Origin of the sequence: Azohydromonas lata NBRC 102462, assembly GCF_001571085.1 — a bacterium.
Taxonomy (GTDB): domain Bacteria; phylum Pseudomonadota; class Gammaproteobacteria; order Burkholderiales; family Burkholderiaceae_C; genus Azohydromonas; species Azohydromonas lata.
This window is the reverse complement of the sequence record NZ_BCTC01000050.1, coordinates 1-19,104: the sequence shown is the minus strand read 5'-3', so window position 1 is coordinate 19,104 and position 19,104 is coordinate 1. Positions and strand designations below refer to the sequence as shown.

The 19,104-nt window shown below is 65.9% G+C and carries 16 protein-coding genes; 7 read left to right on the top strand and 9 right to left on the bottom strand.

Annotated elements, in window-relative coordinates; all coding sequences use genetic code 11:
* Positions 1-155 precede the first annotated feature (155 nt).
* Entirely contained in the window at positions 156-1,088 is a 933-nt protein-coding gene (locus tag ALA01S_RS17540) for a patatin-like phospholipase family protein (protein WP_066338863.1), read from the top strand.
* Positions 1,089-1,292: 204 nt separating this feature from the next.
* On the opposite strand, the gene ALA01S_RS17535 is transcribed toward ALA01S_RS17540, so the two are convergent.
* Complete coding sequence (locus ALA01S_RS17535; protein WP_066338810.1) at positions 1,293-1,850, bottom strand: phasin family protein; 558 nt, start codon at positions 1,848-1,850, stop codon at positions 1,293-1,295.
* A gap of 195 nt (positions 1,851-2,045) precedes the next feature.
* On the opposite strand from ALA01S_RS17535, the gene ALA01S_RS17530 reads away from it, so the two are divergent.
* From ALA01S_RS17530 to ALA01S_RS17515, 4 genes are all read left to right on the top strand, one after another.
* Entirely contained in the window at positions 2,046-3,008 is a 963-nt protein-coding gene (locus ALA01S_RS17530; RefSeq protein WP_066338808.1) for a histone deacetylase family protein, read from the top strand.
* 113 nt (positions 3,009-3,121) lie between these two features.
* On the top strand, positions 3,122-4,543 hold the full coding sequence (locus ALA01S_RS17525) for a sodium:proton antiporter (RefSeq protein ID WP_066338806.1): 1,422 nt from the start codon (positions 3,122-3,124) through the stop codon (positions 4,541-4,543).
* A 48-nt stretch (positions 4,544-4,591) separates the two neighbouring features.
* Positions 4,592-5,578, top strand: a complete 987-nt coding sequence (locus tag ALA01S_RS17520) for a 2-hydroxyacid dehydrogenase (protein WP_066338804.1) — start codon at positions 4,592-4,594, stop codon at positions 5,576-5,578.
* 134 nt (positions 5,579-5,712) lie between these two features.
* The gene (locus ALA01S_RS17515) at positions 5,713-6,708 is read left to right on the top strand and encodes a Bug family tripartite tricarboxylate transporter substrate binding protein (RefSeq protein ID WP_084267677.1); all 996 of its coding nucleotides are present in this window, start codon (positions 5,713-5,715) and stop codon (positions 6,706-6,708) included.
* A 74-nt stretch (positions 6,709-6,782) separates the two neighbouring features.
* Here the strand turns inward: ALA01S_RS17515 and ALA01S_RS33165 are convergent, their stop codons facing one another.
* From ALA01S_RS33165 to ALA01S_RS17485, 8 genes are all read right to left on the bottom strand, one after another.
* On the bottom strand, positions 6,783-7,313 hold the full coding sequence (locus tag ALA01S_RS33165; protein WP_157119091.1) for a hypothetical protein: 531 nt from the start codon (positions 7,311-7,313) through the stop codon (positions 6,783-6,785).
* Between the two features lie 51 nt (positions 7,314-7,364).
* Positions 7,365-7,883, bottom strand: a complete 519-nt coding sequence (locus ALA01S_RS17510; protein WP_066338800.1) for a DUF2867 domain-containing protein — start codon at positions 7,881-7,883, stop codon at positions 7,365-7,367.
* A gap of 74 nt (positions 7,884-7,957) precedes the next feature.
* Positions 7,958-8,392, bottom strand: coding sequence for a DUF4431 domain-containing protein (locus tag ALA01S_RS31970; RefSeq protein ID WP_084267676.1), 435 nt, complete (start codon positions 8,390-8,392; stop codon positions 7,958-7,960).
* A 200-nt stretch (positions 8,393-8,592) separates the two neighbouring features.
* On the bottom strand, positions 8,593-9,372 hold the full coding sequence (locus ALA01S_RS17505) for an MOSC domain-containing protein (RefSeq protein WP_218011489.1): 780 nt from the start codon (positions 9,370-9,372) through the stop codon (positions 8,593-8,595).
* A gap of 269 nt (positions 9,373-9,641) precedes the next feature.
* Positions 9,642-11,669, bottom strand: coding sequence for a M3 family metallopeptidase (locus ALA01S_RS17500; RefSeq protein ID WP_066338796.1), 2,028 nt, complete (start codon positions 11,667-11,669; stop codon positions 9,642-9,644).
* A 128-nt stretch (positions 11,670-11,797) separates the two neighbouring features.
* Positions 11,798-12,661 (bottom strand): bifunctional methylenetetrahydrofolate dehydrogenase/methenyltetrahydrofolate cyclohydrolase FolD, encoded by an 864-nt coding sequence (folD, locus tag ALA01S_RS17495; protein ID WP_066338794.1) that lies wholly within the window; start codon positions 12,659-12,661, stop codon positions 11,798-11,800.
* Positions 12,662-12,738: 77 nt separating this feature from the next.
* Positions 12,739-13,374 carry a response regulator transcription factor gene (locus tag ALA01S_RS17490; RefSeq protein WP_066338791.1) on the bottom strand — a complete coding sequence of 212 codons (636 nt, stop codon included), beginning with the start codon at positions 13,372-13,374 and terminating at the stop codon, positions 12,739-12,741.
* The gene (locus tag ALA01S_RS17485) at positions 13,371-15,926 is read right to left on the bottom strand and encodes a PAS domain-containing sensor histidine kinase (protein ID WP_066338789.1); all 2,556 of its coding nucleotides are present in this window, start codon (positions 15,924-15,926) and stop codon (positions 13,371-13,373) included. The genes ALA01S_RS17490 and ALA01S_RS17485 overlap by 4 nt, the downstream gene beginning before the upstream one ends.
* Positions 15,927-16,090: 164 nt before the next feature.
* On the opposite strand from ALA01S_RS17485, the gene aceE reads away from it, so the two are divergent.
* Positions 16,091-18,802 carry a pyruvate dehydrogenase (acetyl-transferring), homodimeric type gene (aceE, locus tag ALA01S_RS17480; protein ID WP_066338787.1) on the top strand — a complete coding sequence of 904 codons (2,712 nt, stop codon included), beginning with the start codon at positions 16,091-16,093 and terminating at the stop codon, positions 18,800-18,802.
* A 38-nt stretch (positions 18,803-18,840) separates the two neighbouring features.
* The coding region (locus ALA01S_RS17475; RefSeq protein WP_305765086.1) for a biotin/lipoyl-containing protein at positions 18,841-19,104 on the top strand (264 nt) is incomplete at its 3' end.

The following is a 19,104-nucleotide window of genomic DNA, read 5'->3' as shown; positions in this document are numbered from 1 at the left end:
CCTCACGCTGGGTCGTGACTGTAAGTTGCACGCTTATATTCAAGAACTACAGAAAAGTTCTTTGCTTATGGCCTGCATAAGCTAAGAAGCTTTCCAAGCTTGAGGCGTGACCGAGTGGACAAGGCGTTTGGCGGGGGTTTTCTAGAATGGACGCCATGTCGAACCGCCCCTTACTGCGGCGCCGGAGCCTGCTTTCCGTGCTGCCGCTGCTGGCGCTGGCCGCGTGCCAGACCGTGCCGCCCACCGTCTCAACGACCGTTTCCACGCCCGTGGTGCCTGTGCCGGTGCCCGTCAAGCCGGTGGTGCCGCGCGACCCGCCACGCATCGGCCTGGCGCTGGGCGGCGGCGCGGCGCGGGGCTTCGCGCACATCGGCGTGATCCAGGTGCTGGAGGAGGCGGGCATCAAGCCCAGCCTGGTGGTCGGTACTTCGGCAGGCAGCCTGGTGGCGGCGCTCTACGCCAGCGGGCTCAACGGGAAACAGTTGGGCGACCTGGCGGTGGCGATGGACGAATCCGCCATCACCGACTGGGCCTACCCGGGCCGCGGCTTGCTGCGCGGCGAGGCGCTGGCGCGCTACGTGCGCGATCACACGGGCGCCAAGGCGATAGAGCAGATGAAGCTGCCGCTGGGCATCGTCGCCACCGACCTGGACAGCGGCGCGCCCATCCTGTTCCAGCGCGGCGACACGGCCACCGCCGTGCGCGCCTCCAGCGCCGTGCCGGCCGTGTTCCAGCCCGTGCGCATAGGCAACCGCGAGTACGTGGACGGCGGGCTGGTGTCGCCCGTGCCGGTGCGCTTTGCGCGGCAGATGGGGGCGGAGCTGGTGGTCGCCGTGGACATCACCAGCCCGCCGGAAGGCCAGCCCACGGGCGACGCCATGCGCATGCTGCTGCAGACCTTTTCCATCATGGGCCGCAGCATCAACAGCTTCGAATTGAAGGACGCCGACCTCGTGCTGCGCCCCCGGCTGGACGGCGTGAGCAGCGCCGACTTCACCGCCCGCAAGCGCGCCATCCAGGCCGGCCGCGACGCCGCGCTGGCCTTGCTGCCGCAACTCAAGCAGCGGGTGGCGATGGCGAGCCAGTGACCCGCCTTGGGAGCGCTTTCGGGGCGTGTTTGGGCTTTTTCAGCGCCCCCAAAAAGAAACGCCCGGCGGGCGCCGGGCGGAAGGTACCCTGAAACCACTTTCCCCAGGTACCGAGGAGACAACCTTTCGCGGCGGCATCGAAACCGCCTCGTCAGCCGCACTGGCGTGCGGCCGCGTATTCAAGGTTGACCAAGCGGTGGATGCTCAGGCGGCGCGCTTGGCGGCCTTGGCGGCCACGGTCTGCGTGGCCTTCACGGCGTTGGTGGTCATGGCTTGGAAGTTGGACTCGGCCACTTCGGCGGCTTGCTTGGCAGCCTTTTGCACGCTTTCGTAGGCGTTGCTGGCGGCGGCCACGGCGGACTTCACCAGGGCCACGGCGTTCTCGGAGCCGGCCGGGGCGTTCTTGACGGCGGTGTCCACGAAGGCGGTGACGTTCTTCTGCACGTCGGCCAGCTGGGCTTCCACGACCTTGCTCACTTCGGCGTTGGTGGCGGCGGCGATGTCATAGACCTGGCGGCCGTAGGCCACGGCCTTCTCGGTGGCGGGCTGCAGCAGGCCGGCTTGCAGGGACAGCAGCTCTTGCGCGTCCTTCACCGACAGGGCGGCCTTGGCGTTGTCAGCGGCTTCGGCCAGCGCGGCCTTGGTCACTTGCAGGTTCAGTTCGACAACTTTTTCCACGCCTTCGAAAGCCTTGGCAGCCAGACCGAAGGCGGTCTCGACGTTGGCCTTTTGCGTAGCGATCAGTTGTTCGGTGTTCAGCATTTGCGGTCTCCGGTTTCAGGGGTGAAGAGGCTTTGAAAGCTTTTGCTGCAGTGCAGCATGAGTGCAAGTATAGGGGCGCCGCACAGGGGTGCAAGCATTTTTTGCTGCACCGCAGCAAGGATCATGGCTTTTTCGCCACGCGGGGCTTGCCGGCTCCAGAGGTGGCCGGGCAGGCACGCTGGCCACAATGGCCGCATGCAAGCTTTCTATGCCGACCAGTTCGTCCTGCCCCTGCCTGAGGGGCACCGCTTCCCGATGGCCAAGTACGCGATGCTGCGCGAGCGCCTGCTTGGCGAGCCCGGCATCCGGCTGGCACCCGCTCCCGCCGCGAGCGACGGCGAGCTGGCCCTGGCCCACGAGCCGCGCTACGTGACGGCCGTGGCCGAGGGCTCGCTCGGCCCGGCCGAGCAGCGCGAGATCGGCTTTCCGTGGTCGCCGGCCATGGCCGAGAGGGCGCGGCGCTCGGTGGGCGCCACCATCGCCGCGGCGCGCGCCGCGCTGCGCGAGGGCGTGGCCGCCAACTTGGCCGGCGGCACCCACCACGCCTACGCGCACAAGGGCAGTGGCTACTGCGTGTTCAACGACGTGGCCGTCGCGGCGCGGCTCATGCAGGCCGAAACCTTCAGGCGCGAGCGCCGCCCGCTTCGCGTTGCCGTGATCGACCTCGACGTGCACCAGGGCAACGGCACGGCGGCCATCTTCCGCGGCGACGACTCGGTGTTCACGCTGTCCCTGCACGGCGCCCGCAATTTCCCCTTCCGCAAGGAAGCCAGCGACCTGGACGTGGAGCTGGAAGACGGCACCACCGACGAGCCTTATCTCGCCGCGCTGGACCAGGCGCTGGAAGCACTCTGGGCCCACCACGGCCCACAAGCGCCCGGCCTGGCCTTTTACCTGGCCGGCGCCGACCCCCACGAGAACGACAGGCTGGGCCGCCTGAAACTCACGGCCGAAGGCATGGCCGAGCGCGACCGCCGCGTGCTGCAGGCCTGCCGCGAGCGCGGCGTGCCCGTGGCGCTGAGCATGGCCGGCGGCTACGGCAAGGACCTGGCGCGCATGGTGGACGTGCAGTTCCGAACCCTGCAACTGGCCCAGCAGAGTTGGGCGGCGTGGCAGCGGCAGGGCTGGTGGACGGGGCAGGGCTCCACGGCGGCCTGAGCGCGGCACGCCGCGCAAGGCCGCTGGGAGCGGTTGTCGGACGTCCCTAGAATCCCGCCTCCCCAGCCGACCTCGGCCGCTCCCGCGCAGGGCGCGGCCCAAAGCAGTTCCGGATGTCCATCTCCCTCGTCCCCACCGCCCGGCGGGCCGCCTGCGCCGCGTCCCTGTTCCTGCCGCTGCTGGCGCGCGCTTCTGAAATCGACGGCGCCGGCCTCTCCGCCTGGTGGGCGCTGCCCTTCGCGGGGATGCTGCTGTCCATCGCGCTGCTGCCGCTGCTCATCCCGCACGTGTGGCACCACCACTTCGGCAAGATCGCGCTGGGTTGGGCGCTGGCCTTCATCGCGCCCTTTGCCGCGGTGTTCGGCCTGGGCGCGGCGGGCGCCGCCTTCATGCACACGCTGCTGGGCGAATACCTGCCGTTCGTCATCCTGCTGACGGCGCTGTTCACCACCGCGGGCGGCATCTACGTGCGCGGCAACCTGCACGGCAGCCCGTCCACCAACTGCACGCTCATGGCCGTGGGGGCGGTGCTGGCCAGCGTGATGGGCACCACGGGCGCTTCCATGCTCATGGTCCGCCCGCTCATACGCGCCAACGACAACCGCAAGCACACGGCGCACGTGGTGGTGTTCTTCATCTTCATCGTCAGCAACGCCGGCGGCTCGCTCACGCCGCTGGGCGACCCGCCGCTGTTCCTCGGCTTCCTCCAAGGCGTCGAGTTCGGCTGGACCTTCAAGCACCTGCTGCCCGAGACGCTGTTCCTGGTGGGGGCGCTGCTGGCGATCTTTTTCGTGCTGGACGGCTGGTACTACCGCCGCGAAGGCGTGCTGCCGCAGGACCCGACGCCGGACACGCAAAAGCTCGGCCTGCTGGGCGCCATCAACCTCCTGCTGCTCGGCGCCGTGGTGGCGCTGGTGCTCATGAGCGGCCTGTGGAAGCCGGGCCTCGCCTGGGACGTGGCCGGCACCGAGGTGGAGCTGCAGTCGCTGGTGCGCGACCTGGGGCTGATCGCCGTCACCGTGCTCTCCATGGTGCTCACCCCCGCCACGGCGCGCCTGGCGAACCAGTTTTCCTGGGCGCCCATGCAGGAAGTCGCCAAGCTCTTCGCGGCGATCTTTTTGACCATGCTGCCCGTGCTGGCCATGCTCAAGGCCGGGGCGGCGGGGCCGTTCTCGGCGGTGGTGAATGCCGTGACCGGCCCGGACGGGCAGCCGCTGCCCTGGGCCTACTTCTGGTTCAGCGGGCTGCTCAGCAGCTTCCTGGACAACGCGCCCACTTATTTGGTGTTCTTCAACCTGGCCGGCGGCGACCCGCAGGTGCTCATGACCGTGCTGGCGCCCACGCTGGCGGCCGTTTCGGCCGGCTCGGTCTACATGGGCGCCAACAGCTACATCGGCAACGCGCCCAACTTCATGGTCAAGGCCATCGCCGAGGACCGCGGCATCCGCATGCCCAGCTTCTTCGGCTACATGCTGTGGTCCGGCGCCGTGCTGCTGCCGCTGTTCGCGGTGATGACTTTCATCTGGTTCCGCTGAAGCCCCCCCAGGAATCCCAGGTTTCCAACCCCTCAAGGAGACAAGCACATGGCCGACAAACCCGCCGTGCTGGTGGCGCGCAAGGTCTTCCCCGAAGTCATCGAGCGCCTGGCGCAGCACTTCGAGGTGGAGGACAACCCCGAGGACCACATCCACACCCCCGCGGAGCTGGCGCAGCGGCTGCAGGGCAAGGTGGGCGCCTTCATCACGCTGAGCGAGCGCATAGACGCCGCGCTGCTGGACGCGCAGCCGCAACTGCGCGCCGTGTGCAACATGGCCGTGGGCTACAACAACATCGACGTGGCCGCCTGCACCGCGCGCGGCGTGCTGGTGAGCAACACGCCGGACGTGCTCACGGAGACCACGGCCGACTTCGGCTTCGCGCTGATGATGGCCACGGCGCGGCGCATCACCGAGTCCGAGCGTTTTCTTCGCGAAGGCCGCTGGGACCGCTGGGCCTACGACATGTTTGCCGGCACCGACGTGCACGGCGCCACGCTGGGCATCCTGGGCATGGGCCGCATCGGCCAGGGCATTGCCCGCCGCGGCGCGCTGGGCTTCGGCATGAAGGTCGCGTACCACAACCGCAGCCGGCTGCCGGCCGACCAGGAAGGGCCGATCAACGCCCGCTGGGTGGACAAGGAAACGCTGCTGCGCGAGTCGGACCACCTCGTGGTCGTGGTGCCGTACTCGGCCGCGACGCACCACGCCATCGGCGCGGCGGAGCTGGCGCAAATGAAGCCGACCGCGACGCTGACCAACATCGCCCGCGGCGGCGTGGTGGACGACGCGGCGCTGGCGCAGGCGCTGGCCGAGGGCCGCATCGCCGCCGCGGGCCTGGACGTGTTCGAGGGCGAGCCCCAGGTGCACCCCGAGCTGCTGGCGCGGCGCAACGTGGTGCTCACGCCCCACATCGCCAGTGCCAGCGTCGCCACGCGGCGCGCCATGGCGGACCTGGCGGCCGACAACCTGATCGCCGCGCTCACGGGCGGCACGCCGCCGACGGCGGTGAATCCGCAGGTGTTGGGCGCCTGAAGGCGCGCGCAGGCGTCCCGGCAGGCCCCGTGAACCGCCCGGGAGGGCGCTGGGGCACCGCCGTTTTCGCCCGCCGCCCATGCGTAATCGCCACAAGCCCAGGGTAAGTGCCGCTTCCTAGACTCGCGTGCTTGATGCAACGAGGTCTGGACATGGGGCTGGGGATACAGCCGATACGGCGCCGGCTGCTGCTGGCCGGTTTGACTGCGGCGGCGCTGGCGCCGGTGGCGGCGCGGGCGCAGGGCAATGGCGGGACGGCGCGTCCCATCCGCCTGGTGGTGAGCGCCACCAGCGGCGGCGACGTGCTTGCGCGCCAGTTGGCCGTGCAGCTCGGCCAGCAGTTGGGCATGCCGGTGGTGGTGGAGCCGCGCGCGGGCGTGGTGGGCACGGAGTCGGTGGCGCGCGCCGCGCCGGACGGCCACACGCTGCTGCTGGCCCACACGGGCACGCTGGCGCTGCAGGCGGCCGCCGCCGGGCGTCCGGCCACGGCCAAGGGGGGCGACTTCGTGGCCTTGGGCGCCGTCGCCAGCCTGCCGCTGGTGCTGCTGGTGCCCGCGGCCAGCCCCATGCACAGCGTGGCGGACCTGCTGCTGCATGCCCGCTTCGGCTCGCAGCGCTTGGCCTACGCCTCCACGGGCACGGCCAGCGTGGGCCACCTGGCGGGCGAGCTGCTGCAGGAGAGCGCCGGCATGAAGCTGCAGCACGTGCCCTACAAGGGACAGGCGCAGGCGCTCACGGAACTGCTGTCGGCCCAAGTGGACTTGATGTTCAGCCCCTTGCCCGCGGCGCTGCCGCAAATAGAAGGCGGCAAGCTGCGCGCCCTGGCCGTGACGGGGGCGCGCCGCAGCGCGGTGCTGTCCTCCGTGCCCACCCTGGCCGAAGCCGGCGTGAAGGGCTACGACTGCGCGCCCATGTTCAGCGTGCTGGCCCCCCGCGCCACGCCGGCCGACGTCGCCGCGCCCCTGTCGGCCGCGCTGGCCAAGGTGATGGACAGCGCCCCGCTGCGCGACGCGCTGCGCCAGGAAGGCGCCGAAGCCGCACCTGCGTCAGGCGACGTGAATGTGCAGTTGCAGGCGGAGAGTGAGAAGTGGGGGAAGCTGTTGGCGAAGGCGGGGGTGCGGCCGGAGTAAAGCCCAGTGTATGAGAAATTCCGGATGGCACGAACTAATTTATTCAAGGCGCTACCGTCGACATAACCCAATTCTCAATTGGCGTAAATTTCGTCAGCTCTTTGAAGTTGATTGCTTAAAGCCGGATAAGCAGTCGCCAATTGCGCCCAAGTGACAAGGGCCATTTCCTTGAAATTGGTGCGAACATTGATAGGGTTGTATCTGGCGGAATGGATGCCCGCCAAGTGGACTTGACTGATGCCAAGTTTTTCGCTTTCGAGAAGAATGCTTTTTGCCTTCACCATGTTTTCTATTTGGTTCAATGAAAAGCATTGATGTGCTTTTGCTTCTATAAGCACCAGTGCGTCGTTTGAAAGCGTGAAAACCAGATCGAACGTCTGCTTCTCAAGCGGGGTGTAGCGATTGATAAATTTCTTATGCGCAAGGTCGCGCAGCATACAAACCTCATAACCGATGTCCTTGACTTTCACGCTCTCGGCAATGCCCAAGTGCGGGCGCAGCAGAGCCCAGAATGGTTCTGGTTCAAGAACCAGCGCGCCAAATAATACAGCCGTGAAATAGCGCTCCTCGCGCGTGTTGTCGCTCCACTTGGGGATGTTTGCCATGAACTTGTGTTGGTGAGTTTGTAGGTGTTTTGAATGGGCGGCGCCTGAATATCAAGGCGAATGCGAGGCCAGGTTTGCTAACGTCGAAGGCGCGATGATCCGATGCGCCGGCGTGACGAAAAACATGTAAACCCTGCCCAAGGCGTTGTGGACGCGTACCACGGTGGAAACGTAAACCACCGTGCGCCCGACTTCGTTTTTTCTGGCCATGGAGACTTTCACGTCCAGGTGTTTGTCCGTTTCCCCGAGGATGACTTCGTTCTCGTGGATTTCCAGCAATTTGAAGATGCCTGCCTGGTCGCCAATGCGGTAGGCGTGGCCTGGCCTGCTCCTATTAATTCCACTGAGTACGCCGACGTTTTTGAGCCCAAGCCGCGCCACGAATTTGTTGCGCAGGTTCATGAAGAAATCGATCCAGCCTGGCGTGCGGGATACAAGGTCTAGGTAAAGCTCCAGCGGGGTTCTGGAATCCGGCGGAAGGGTGAGGGCATAGCAGTCGTGGAAATAGGCGGAACACAGACTGGAGTGCAGGGCGCTGAACGTTGGGGTGTTGGTGGCTTGCGGTTTCATTTCTGGTGTTCTGCTGTGAAAAATATCAGTCGTTCACCGCGATTGAAAAGCATTGTTTGGGTAGCGGGGTAAGGTTATTGCTTTATTTTGGAGATGGACTGATCTTTCGTAACAGTCAATAGAACTGAAGTGTGGTGATGACCGTTAAATCCTTCAAAAAGTTGGCCGGATAAAGATATCGATTTTCCTAATTTGGGGCGTAGTGTGGCGTACTGCTTTATATCCAGCACCAGTTGTACTTCCTTGATGTCGTCGTGATCACTGCTCTCATCCTTCTCCTCGGCTTTGACGCAAACAGGAGATTGGAGCTTCAAATAATAGCCGGTTTCCGGTTGGTCGCCGTCCTTGATGCTTTCATAGTTTGGGGCGCCAGGGTAAGTTCTTCTTACCAATATGCCGGATAAGGCCACCACAACAGGCTCGTATCTCAGGCAATGTTGGGCTGCTGAAACATCGCGGCCTTGAGTCAAAACGCATGCTGCAAGCGCAGTGTAGAAAATTTTTTTCATTTTTGAAGCTGACTTGCCGTCACACTCTCCTGAAGAATAAGTAAATTAACGCTGCTCAATGAGAGAATTTTACTCTCTTGGGTGTGGGCTATTAAATCTTGGCTTCATTCGGAATATTGTTCATAATTTCGGCTGTCTTGATGATAAATTCTTTGCGACGTTCACCTAGATTGTTTTAATTTCTTGCGGCGGATGTGATTTCAGCCTGCCGAATCGACGTTCCCTGCCTTTTGCATCCACTTGGCCCTTTCCGTCAGGCGGCGCTGCCAGTCCGCAGCCAAGCCGGGAACCGCTGCGAGGGCGATCAATTCGTCAAGGGCAGGGCGATGCGACAACTGAATTTTCCAGAAATCATCAATTGAAAAGCTGCCGGGCTGGCGTTCCAGAAATTCGATTTTGTCCCCGGCGGACATAAAGCCGGGTTCCAGAATTCTGTAGTACCAGCCGGTAATATGCTCTTTGGCGACGAACATGGACATGCGATCGACGCCGAAGCGATGGTCGATTTTCCAGCACGGGCTGCGGGGTTGAGAGACCTGGGCCACGACGCTGCCGATGCGAAAAATATCGCCGATGTGGACGTTTTTCTCAGTCAAGCCATGGGTTGAAATATTCTCACCTATGCTGCCTAGGCAAAAATCCTTAGCGATGTCCGGATACTGGGCAGCGAAGCGTTGGTAATTTTCTGAGGCGTAATGGTGAACCGCCTTTTCAGGCCCGCCATGGACTCTTTTATCGGCGTGTTCGTCACCCGTGATGCCGTTGAGGGTAACGGCGACTTGGGAAAGAATTTGCTTCTTGAAAATGCCGCTTCGGTGCCCTTCCGGGCCAAGTATGCCTGTGCCGCCGGCAAACAGGGAATCAACAGTGGAGGAGAGGGCGGGTGTCATGGTTGAAGTTGTGATTGCGCTTGAACGGTATGGCGGCAGTGTAAACGGGCAAGCCTGCGTCAAGCGTGGCATGCTGAGTTGGATGTACATCAAGAAAATGTGTCCAGCACCGAACCAAAACACAGCAGAGCTGCGGCCATCATCAAGGCTGGTTTGACCAGGCTGCGCTTTTTTGGCGTGGGCCGGATTCCTTCAGGAAGGTCCGGCTTCCATATTGTTCAAGGGTAAAGTGCCCAATGATATTGACGAAATTCAGCCTGATGGGGGCTGGAAACACGATTAAAGGGATTGAGCCTCAAAGTCATAAAAAAGCCGGCTTTTCGGCCGGCTTTCATCGATCAAAGAAAGTGGTGGAGGTATTACCCCGCCATCCCCTGATGCCTCAACAACGCATCAATCTGCGGCTCCCGCCCCCGGAAAGCCTTGAAGCTCTCCATGGCCGGCCGGCTCCCGCCAGCCTCCAGAATTTCCCGCCGCAAGCGCCGCCCCGTTTCCGTATCGAAAACCCCGGCCTCCTCAAAAGCACTCCAGGCGTCGGCGCTCAATACTTCAGCCCACTTGTAGCTGTAATACCCCGCCGAATATCCACCGGCGAAGATGTGCGAGAAGGCGTGCTGGAAGCGGTTGAAGGCTGGCGGAATCAGCACGGCGACTTCCTCGCGCACTTCATCCAGCACCTTTTGAATGCGCCCAGGCGCGTCGGCTTCGGAGTGAATACGCATGTCGAACAGCGCGAATTCCACCTGCCGCAGCGTCGCCATGCCGCTCTGGAAATTCTTGGCGGCCATCATCTTGTCGAACAGGGCGCGGGGCAGGGGCTCGCCCGTGTCCACGTGCGCGGTCAGGCGCTGCACCACTTCCCATTCCCAGGCGAAGTTCTCCATGAACTGGCTGGGCAGCTCCACCGCGTCCCATTCCACGCCGGAGATGCCGGAAACACCCAGGTCCGCCACCTGCGTCAGCATGTGGTGCAGGCCGTGGCCGAATTCGTGGAAGAGGGTGTTCACGTCGTCGTGCGTCAGCAGCGCGGGCTTGTCGCCCACCGGCGGCGCGAAGTTGCACACCAGGTGCGCCACGGGCGTCTGCAAGCCACCCTCGGGGCGCTGCCAGCGGCCGCGCACGTCGTCCATCCAGGCGCCGGGGCGCTTGCCCTGGCGCGCATACGGGTCCAGGTAGAACTGGGCGATCAGCTCGCCGCCGCGTTCCACGCGGAAGAAGCGCACGTCGGGGTTCCACAGCGGCGCGGCGTCGGGGCGGATGGCCACCTCGAACAGCGTCTCGATGATGCGGAACAGGCCTTCCAGCACCTTGGGCTCGGTGAAGTACTGCTTCACCTCCTGGTCGCTGAAGGCGTAGCGGGCTTCCTTGAGCTTCTCACTGGCGAAGGCGACGTCCCAGGCCTGCAGGTCGGCCAGGCCCAGCTCCTTGGCGGCGAAGTCGCGCAGCTCCTGCAAATCCTTCTCGGCGAAGGGACGGGCGCGGCGGGCGAGGTCGCGCAGGAAGTCGACGACCTGCTGCGGGCTGTCGGCCATCTTGGGCACCAGGGACAGCTCGGCGAAGCTCTTGTAGCCCAGCAGCTCGGCTTCTTCCTGGCGCAGTTGCAGGATCTCCGTCATCAGCGCGCTGTTGTCGCGCTCGGCATCGCCCAGCTCGCTCGCGCGCGTGGCGTAGGCCGTGTAGAGCTCGCGGCGCGTCTCGCGGTGGGTGCCGTACTGCATCACCGGGAAGTAGCTCGGGAAATGCAGCGTGATCTTGTAGCCGTCCTTGCCTTCGGCCTGCGCGGCGGCGCGGGCGGCGGCCTTGCTGTCCGCGGGCACGCCGGCGAGCTGTTCCTCCGTGGCGTAGAGGGCGAACTTGTCGGTGGCGTCCAGCACGTGCTCGCTGTACTTCTGCGACAGCTCGGCGGCGCGCTCCTGGATCTGCGCAAAGCGCTCCTTGGCCGCGCCCTGCAGCTCGGCGCCGGAGAGCACGAAGTCGCGCATGGCGTTGGAGAGGGCCTTGCGCCGCGCCGGGTTGAGCTTCTCGGCGGCGGGGCTGGCGGCGATGGCCTTGTACTTGGCGTACAGGCGCTCGTCCGCGCCCAGGCGCGTATAGAACTCCGTGACCTTGGGCAGGTTCTCGTTGTAGGCCGCGCGCAGCTCCGGCGTGTCGGCCACGTGGTTCAGGTGGCCCACCGCGCCCCAGGAGCGGCCCAGGCGTTCGGTGGCCACGTCCAGCACGGCCGACATCGCGTCGTAGTCGGCCGCCACGTCCGGCCCCACCGCGCGCTCCAGCGCGGTGCCGGCCTGCGCCAGCAGCTCATCGACCGCCGGGCTCACGTGCTCGGGGCGTATGCGGTCGAAGGCCGGCAGCTCGGAGGAAGGGGTGTCGAGAAGCGGGTTGGTCATGGGCAGGTCAGGCGGTCTGTGAAACCGCTCAGGTGGTGGCGAAGGGGGTCAACACAACCCATCCAGGCCCAACGCGAACCGCCCGCCACGCGGGCCCAACCTGCTGCTCTCGACTGAAGTGCGGCGGATCAGGCTGCCGCGGCGGCGGCCACGCGCTCGGCGGCCTCGACGGTGTTGACCAGCAGCATTGTGATCGTCATCGGACCCACCCCACCCGGCACCGGGGTGATGGCGGAGGCGACTTCGCGCACGCCTTCGAAATCCACGTCGCCGCAGAGCTTGCCCTCGTCATTGCGGTTCATGCCCACGTCGATGACGACGGCGCCGGGCTTGACCATGTCGGCCGTCAGCACGTTGCGCTTGCCCACGGCGGCCACCACGATGTCGGCCTGCCGCGTGTGGTAGGCCAGGTCCGGCGTGCCGCTGTGGCACACGGTCACCGTGGCGTTGGCCTGCAGCAGCAGCATGGCCATGGGCTTGCCCACGATGTTGCTGCGGCCGATCACGACGGCGTGCTTGCCGCGCGGGTTGCAGCCGATGGCCTGCAGCATCTTCATGCAGCCGTAGGGCGTGCAGGGCTTGAAGCCTTCCTGGCCCACCATCAGCGCGCCGGCGCTGGCCACGTGAAAGCCGTCCACGTCCTTCACCGGGGAGATGGTCTCGATGACCTTGTGCGCGTCGATGTGCGCGGGCAGCGGGAGCTGCACCAGGATGCCGTGGATGGATGCGTCCTCATTCAAGGCGCGCACGCGGGCCAGCAGCTCCTGCTCGGTCATGCTGGCCGGGTACTGCTCCAGCACCGAGTGCAGCCCGGTGTCGTGGCAGGCCTTGACCTTGTTGCGCACGTAGACCTGCGAGGCCGGGTTGTCGCCCACCAGGATGACGGCCAGCCCCGGCGTGTGGCCGGCAGCGCTCAGCGCGGCGGCGCGCTGGGCCAGCTCGGTGCGGATCTGGCGGGAGAGGGCGACGCCGTCGATCAGCTGCGCGGTCATGGTGGGGAACTCCTGAAAAACGTGGTGAAGAAAGCAAAAAGGGCCGCTCAGCGCGGCCCCTGGGGATGTGGCGGCGCTTAGGCCGTCTTGCTGTGCGCGGCGCCGGCGCCCAGCGCGATCTTGAGCAGGTCGGCCACCGTGTTGGCGTTGAGCTTTTCCATGATGTTGGCGCGGTGCGCCTCCACCGTCTTGATGCTGATGCCCAGGTCGTCGGCGATCTGCTTGTTCAGCCGCCCGGCCACGATGCGCTCCAGCACCTGGCTCTCGCGCGTGGTCAGGCGCGACAGCAGCGCGTCGCGGCTGGCCTGCTCCTGGTGCTGGCTGAAGGTGCTGCGCGCCTGGTCGAGCATGCGCTCCACCAGCGACAGCAGCTCCTCTTCCTTGAAGGGCTTCTCGATGAAGTCCATCGCGCCCTTCTTCATGGTCGTCACGGCCATGGGCACGTCGCCGTGGCCGGTGACGAAGACCACGGGCAGCGGGCTGCGGCGCTCCAGCAAGCGGTCCTGCAACTCCAGGCCGCTCATGCCTTCCATGCGGATGTCGGCGATCAGGCAGGCCACTTCACGCGGGTCGAAGCGGGAGAGGAACGATTCCGCCGAGTCGAAGCACTTGACGCGGTAGTCCTTGCCCTCCAACAGCCACTGCAGCGAATCGCGCACCGCTTCGTCATCGTCCACGACGTACACGGTGCCTTTCTTGGGGATCAGGCTCATGGGCTGGTTGTCTCGGTCGTTGAGTTGGAATCAGCAGCGGGAGCCGCCGGCTCGATGCGGGCGCCCGGCTCCACCGGCAAGGTGAACGAAAAACGGCATCCCACGACTGCAGGCCCATTGTAAATGTTCTCCGCGCGCATCCGGCCGCGGTGCGACTCGATGATGGAGCGGCACAAGGACAGGCCGATGCCCAGCCCTTCGGCCTTGGTCGAGAAGAAGGCTTCGAACAGGCGCTTGAGCACTTCCTCCTTCATGCCCGGGCCCTTGTCGGTGACGCTGAACTCGATCACGCCGCCTTCCTCGGCCGTGTGCTTGGGCACCACGCGCAGCTCGATGTGGCGGCGCGCCGGCGCCAGCTTGGCCATGTCTATGGCCTCGGCGGCGTTCTTGAGCAGGTTGAGCACGACCTGCTCGATGAGGATGGGGTCCACCATCAGCGTGGGCAGCCGCTGCGCGACGTAGGTGTGTATCTGCACGTGGCGCCGGCGCAGCTCGATGCCGGCGAGGTCCACGGCGTCCTCCACGATGGCGCGCGCCTGCGCGGCCTGGCGCTGGGGCTCGCTCTTTTTCACGAAGGCGCGGATGCGGTGGATGATCTGCCCGGCGCGCTCGGCCTGGCGGGCGGTCTTCCTGAGCGCTGCGATCAGGTCCTCCTTGGCGATGGCGTCGGCCTCCACGCGCGAGACCATGCCGCTGCAGTAGTTGGCGATGGCCGTGAGCGGCTGGTTGAGCTCGTGCGCCACGGAGCTGGCCATCTCGCCCATGGTCACCAGGCGGCTGGTGACCTGCGCCTTCTCGGCCTGCAGCCGCTGCTGCTCCTCGGCCTGGTGGCGGGCGGTGATGTCGGTGGCGATGAGCATCTGCGCCAGGCGGCCGTCGGTCCACTGCAGGTAGCGCGAGCGCACGTCGAACCACTTCTGCAGCGACTCGATGTAGACCTCGCGCGGGTCGGAGCCGGCCTGCGTGAGCTCCTGCACGGGCAGGCCGCCGAAGGTGTCCACCACGTCCTCCACCGCACCCGGCTGCGGCGGCGAGCCCGCCAGCAGCGCGTGGCCGCGGGCGTCGGCGCCGAACCACAGGCGGTAGGAGCGGTTGGCGAAGAGCAGCTCGGCCTGCTCCACGGAGAGCACGGAGACGGCCGCGTCCAGCCCTTCCAGCACGGTGGTGAAGCGCTCGTGCGAGGCGGAGAGCTGGTCGCGGATGCGCTTGGCCTCGGTGATGTTGGTCATCGAGGTCATCCAGCCCGTCTGCTGGCCCTTGGGGTCGATCAGCGGGGAGACGTACATGCGCGCGTCGAACATCTGCCCGTCCTTGCGCATGACCTTCACTTCCACGCCGCCGGCGGGGCTGCGGCCCTGCAATTCCTGCCGCAGCAGCCGGGCGTTTTCGTCCAGCCTGTCGGGCGGCCAGTGCGGGTAGGGCGGGCGCCGGTCGATGAGCTCGGTTTCGGAGAAGCCGGTCATGGCGCAGAAGGCCGGGTTGACGTAGGTGATGCGCCCCTGCAGGTCCATGGCCCGCATGCCGGTGAGCATGGAGTTCTCCATGGCGCGGCGGAAATTGGTCTCCTGGATGAGGGCGTTCTGTATCTGCGTGCGCCGGCGCATGTGGCGCCAGGCGCCCAGCAGCATCCAGACGGTGAGCACGGACAGGGCCACCACCATCCAGAACAGCGTGTTGCTGATCAGGCCTATGGAGGTGCGCCAGCCCTGGCCGCGCAGCACCAGGCCCGTGCCCGCGGGCGTGAGCGGCACGTCGTGGACGATGGCCGCGCGCTTGGCGCTGCCGCTGCCGCCGGTGGTGGCCGGGCCGCCGCCGTTGCCCGCAAGCTCGTTGCCGGCCTCGTCGAGCACGGAGATGGCGTGGCGGCGCGTGACCTCGGCGGGCACCAGCAGCCGCTCCAGCGCCTGCACCGAGTACTCGGCCACGAGGGCGCCGACGAAGCCGTTGCGGTCTATGAGCGGCACGTAGACCTGGAACACCGGCACGCCGGCGGTGTTGCCGAACGCGCGCGAGTACACCGGCGCCTGCAGGTCGCGCGCGGTGCTGAAGGCCCTCTCGGGCTCGCTGCGGCGGCCTTCCATGGGCAGCGAGGGGTCGTCGCCGCCGTGGCGCACGGCGGTGTCCATCCCCGGCGACTGCCACTGGCCCTGCAATTGCCGGCGCGGCGTGAGCCACAGCAGTTGCGTCAATTCCGGGCGCTCGGCGGCAAAGCTGCGCGCCTGGCCTTCGAAGCCGCGGCTGTCCACGGTGCGCGTGGCCAGCTCGCGGGCAAGGCGCAGCAGTTGCTCCTGGCTGTCGATGAGCCTGAGCTGTATCTGCTGCTGCGCGATCTCGGTGTCGCGCTTGAGGGAGTCGGTCTCGCGCTCTATCTCTTCGTTGCGCAGGTACCAGAAGGCCGAGATGATGGCCGCGAGAAAAAGCAGCACGGACACCAGCGGGCCGACGGTGACGAAGCGGTCCTGGCGTGCAGGCGACTGGCTTCGCCACCAGTGGCCAAACAGGCGCCGGCGCACGGCCGGCGCGGGCCTGGGAGGAGAGGGCGGGGCAGACATCGGCCGAATTATCAAGGCCCTGGAGAGGGGTCCACCACGCTGTTTCATGGCGCAGCGCAGCATTGATTCCGCATTATGAAAATGCAACGCACTATTTGAAAAATAAAAGCCTTGTGCGACACTTCGCCACCCTTCAGCCAGACACCCCTAAAGAGGAGACCCCCATGTCGGCATTGCCTGAAAAGTTCGCCGGTGCAGCGGCGGCCAATGACCAGGACCCGCAGGAAACGCGCGAGTGGCTGGACGCCCTGTCCGCCGTGATCGAAAGCGAAGGCCGCGACCGCGGCCACTTCCTGCTGGAGCAGTTGCTGGAGCACGCGCGCCAGAACAGCATCGACATGCCCTTCTCGGCAACGACGGGCTACGTCAACACCATCGAGCCGCAGGAAGAAGAGCGCTGCCCGGGCAATCTCGAGATCGAGGAGCGCCTGCGCGCCTACATGCGCTGGAACGCCATGGCCATGGTCGTGCGCGCCAACCGCCACAACCCCGCCGACGGCGGCGACCTGGGCGGCCACATCTCCAGCTTCGCCTCGCTGGCGACCATGCTGGGTGCGGGCTTCAACCACTTCTGGCATGCCGCCACGCCCGAGCACGGCGGCGACCTGCTCTACATCCAGGGCCACTCGGCGCCCGGCATCTACGCCCGCGCCTACCTGGAAGGCCGCATCACCGAAGAGCAACTGCTGAACTTCCGCCAGGAAGTGGACGGCCAGGGCCTCTCCAGCTATCCGCACCCCAAGCTGATGCCGGAGTTCTGGCAGTTCCCCACGGTGTCCATGGGCCTGGGCCCCTTGATGGCCATCTACCAGGCGCGCTTCCTGAAGTACCTGCACGCCCGCGGCATCGCCGACACCTCCAAGCGCAAGGTCTGGGTGTTCCTGGGCGACGGCGAGATGGACGAGCCCGAGAGCCTGGGCGCCATCGGCCTGGCGGCCCGCGAGAAGCTGGACAACCTGATCTTCGTCGTCAACTGCAACCTGCAGCGCCTGGATGGCCCGGTGCGCGGCAACGGCAAGATCGTGCAGGAGCTCGAAGGCGAGTTCCGCGGCGCGGGCTGGAACGTGATCAAGCTGCTGTGGGGCGGCTACTGGGATCCGCTGCTGGCGCGCGACAAGGAAGGCATCCTCAAGAAGGTCATGATGGACACCCTGGACGGTGACTATCAGGCCATGAAGGCCAACGACGGCGCGTTCGTGCGCAAGAACTTCTTCGGCCGCCATCCCAAGCTGCTGGAGATGGTGTCCAAGATGAGCGACGAGGACATCTGGCGCCTGCAGCGCGGCGGCCACGACCCGCAAAAGGTGTTCGCCGCCTACCACCGCGCCGTCAACACGACGGGCCAGCCCACCGTGCTGCTGATCAAGACCGTCAAGGGCTACGGCATGGGCAAGATCGGCGAGGGCAAGAACACCGCGCACCAGACCAAGAAGATGGCCGAGGACGACATCCGGGCCATGCGCGACCGCTTCAACATCCCCATCCCCGACGACAAGCTGGCGGACGTGCCGTTCTACAAGCCCTCCGACGACATGCCGGAGATGAAGTACCTGCACGAGCGCCGCAAGGCCCTGGGCGGCTACCTGCCCGCGCGCCGTCCCAAGGCCGAAGAGCAGCTCACCGTGCCGCCGCTGGAGACCTTCAAGGCGGTGCTGGAGCCCACGGCCGAAGGCCGCGAGATCAGCACCACGCAGGCCTACGTGCGCTTCCTGACGCAACTGCTGCGCGACAAGGAAGTCGGCCCGCGCGCCGTGCCCATCCTGGTGGACGAGGCCCGCACCTTCGGCATGGAAGGCCTGTTCCGCCAGATCGGCATCTACAACCCCGCTGGCCAGCTGTACACCCCGGTCGATAAGGACCAGGTCATGTACTACAAGGAGGACAAGGGCGGCCAGATCCTGCAGGAAGGCATCAACGAGGCCGGCGGCATGGCCTCCTGGATCGCCGCGGCCACCTCGTATGCGACGAACAACCGCATCATGGTGCCGTTCTTCGTGTACTACTCGATGTTTGGTTTCCAGCGCATCGGTGACCTGGCCTGGGCGGCCGGCGACATGCAGGCGCGCGGCTTCCTGCTGGGCGGCACCTCCGGGCGCACCACGCTCAACGGCGAGGGCCTGCAGCACGAGGACGGCCACAGCCACATCCTGGCCGGCACCATCCCCAACTGCGTGAGCTACGACCCGACCTTCGCGCACGAAGTGGGCGTGATCCTGCACCACGGCCTGAAGCGCATGGTGGAGAAGCAGGACAACGTCTTCTACTACATCACGCTGCTCAACGAGAACTACCCCATGCCCGGCCTGAAGGCGGGCACGGAGGAGCAGATCATCAAGGGCATGTACCTGCTGGAAGAGGCGCCTGCCGAAGCCAAGGTCACCGTGAACCTGCTGGGCAGCGGCACCATCCTGCGCGAGTCCATGGAAGCCAAGAAGCTGCTGGAAGCCGATTGGGGCGTGGGCGCCAACGTGTGGAGCTGCCCGAGCTTCAACGAGCTGGCGCGCGACGGCCAGGACGCCGAGCGCTTCAACCTGCTGCACCCGACCGAGACGCCGCGCGTGGCCTACGTCACCGAGCAGCTCGGCGCGCACGCCGGCCCCGTGGTGGCCTCCACCGACTACATGAAGAACTACGCGGAGCAGATCCGCGCCTTCATCCCCAAGGGCCGCAGCTACAAGGTGCTGGGCACGGATGGTTTCGGCCGCAGCGACTTCCGCTTCAAGCTGCGCGAGCACTTCGAGGTGAACCGCCACTACGTGGTCGTGGCCGCGCTCAAGGCCCTGGCCGACGAGGGCGTGCTGCCGGCGCGCACCGTGGCTGACGCCATCGCCAAATACGGCATCAAGGCCGACAAGATCAACCCGCTGTACGCCTGACCCGGGCGCGCCTCACAACAAAAACGGAGATATTCGCCATGGCATTGGTGGATGTGATGGTCCCGGATATCGGTGACTTCAAGGAAGTTGCCGTCATCGAAGTGCTGGTCAAGCCCGGCGACACGGTCAAGGCCGAGCAGAGCCTGATCACGGTGGAGAGCGACAAGGCCTCCATGGAGATTCCCTCGTCGCATGCCGGCGTGGTGAAGGAGCTGCTGATCAAGATCGGCGACAAGGTGAGCGAAGGCTCGCTGGTGCTGCGCGTGGAGACGGCCGGCGAGGCCGCCGCCCCGGCGCCGGCC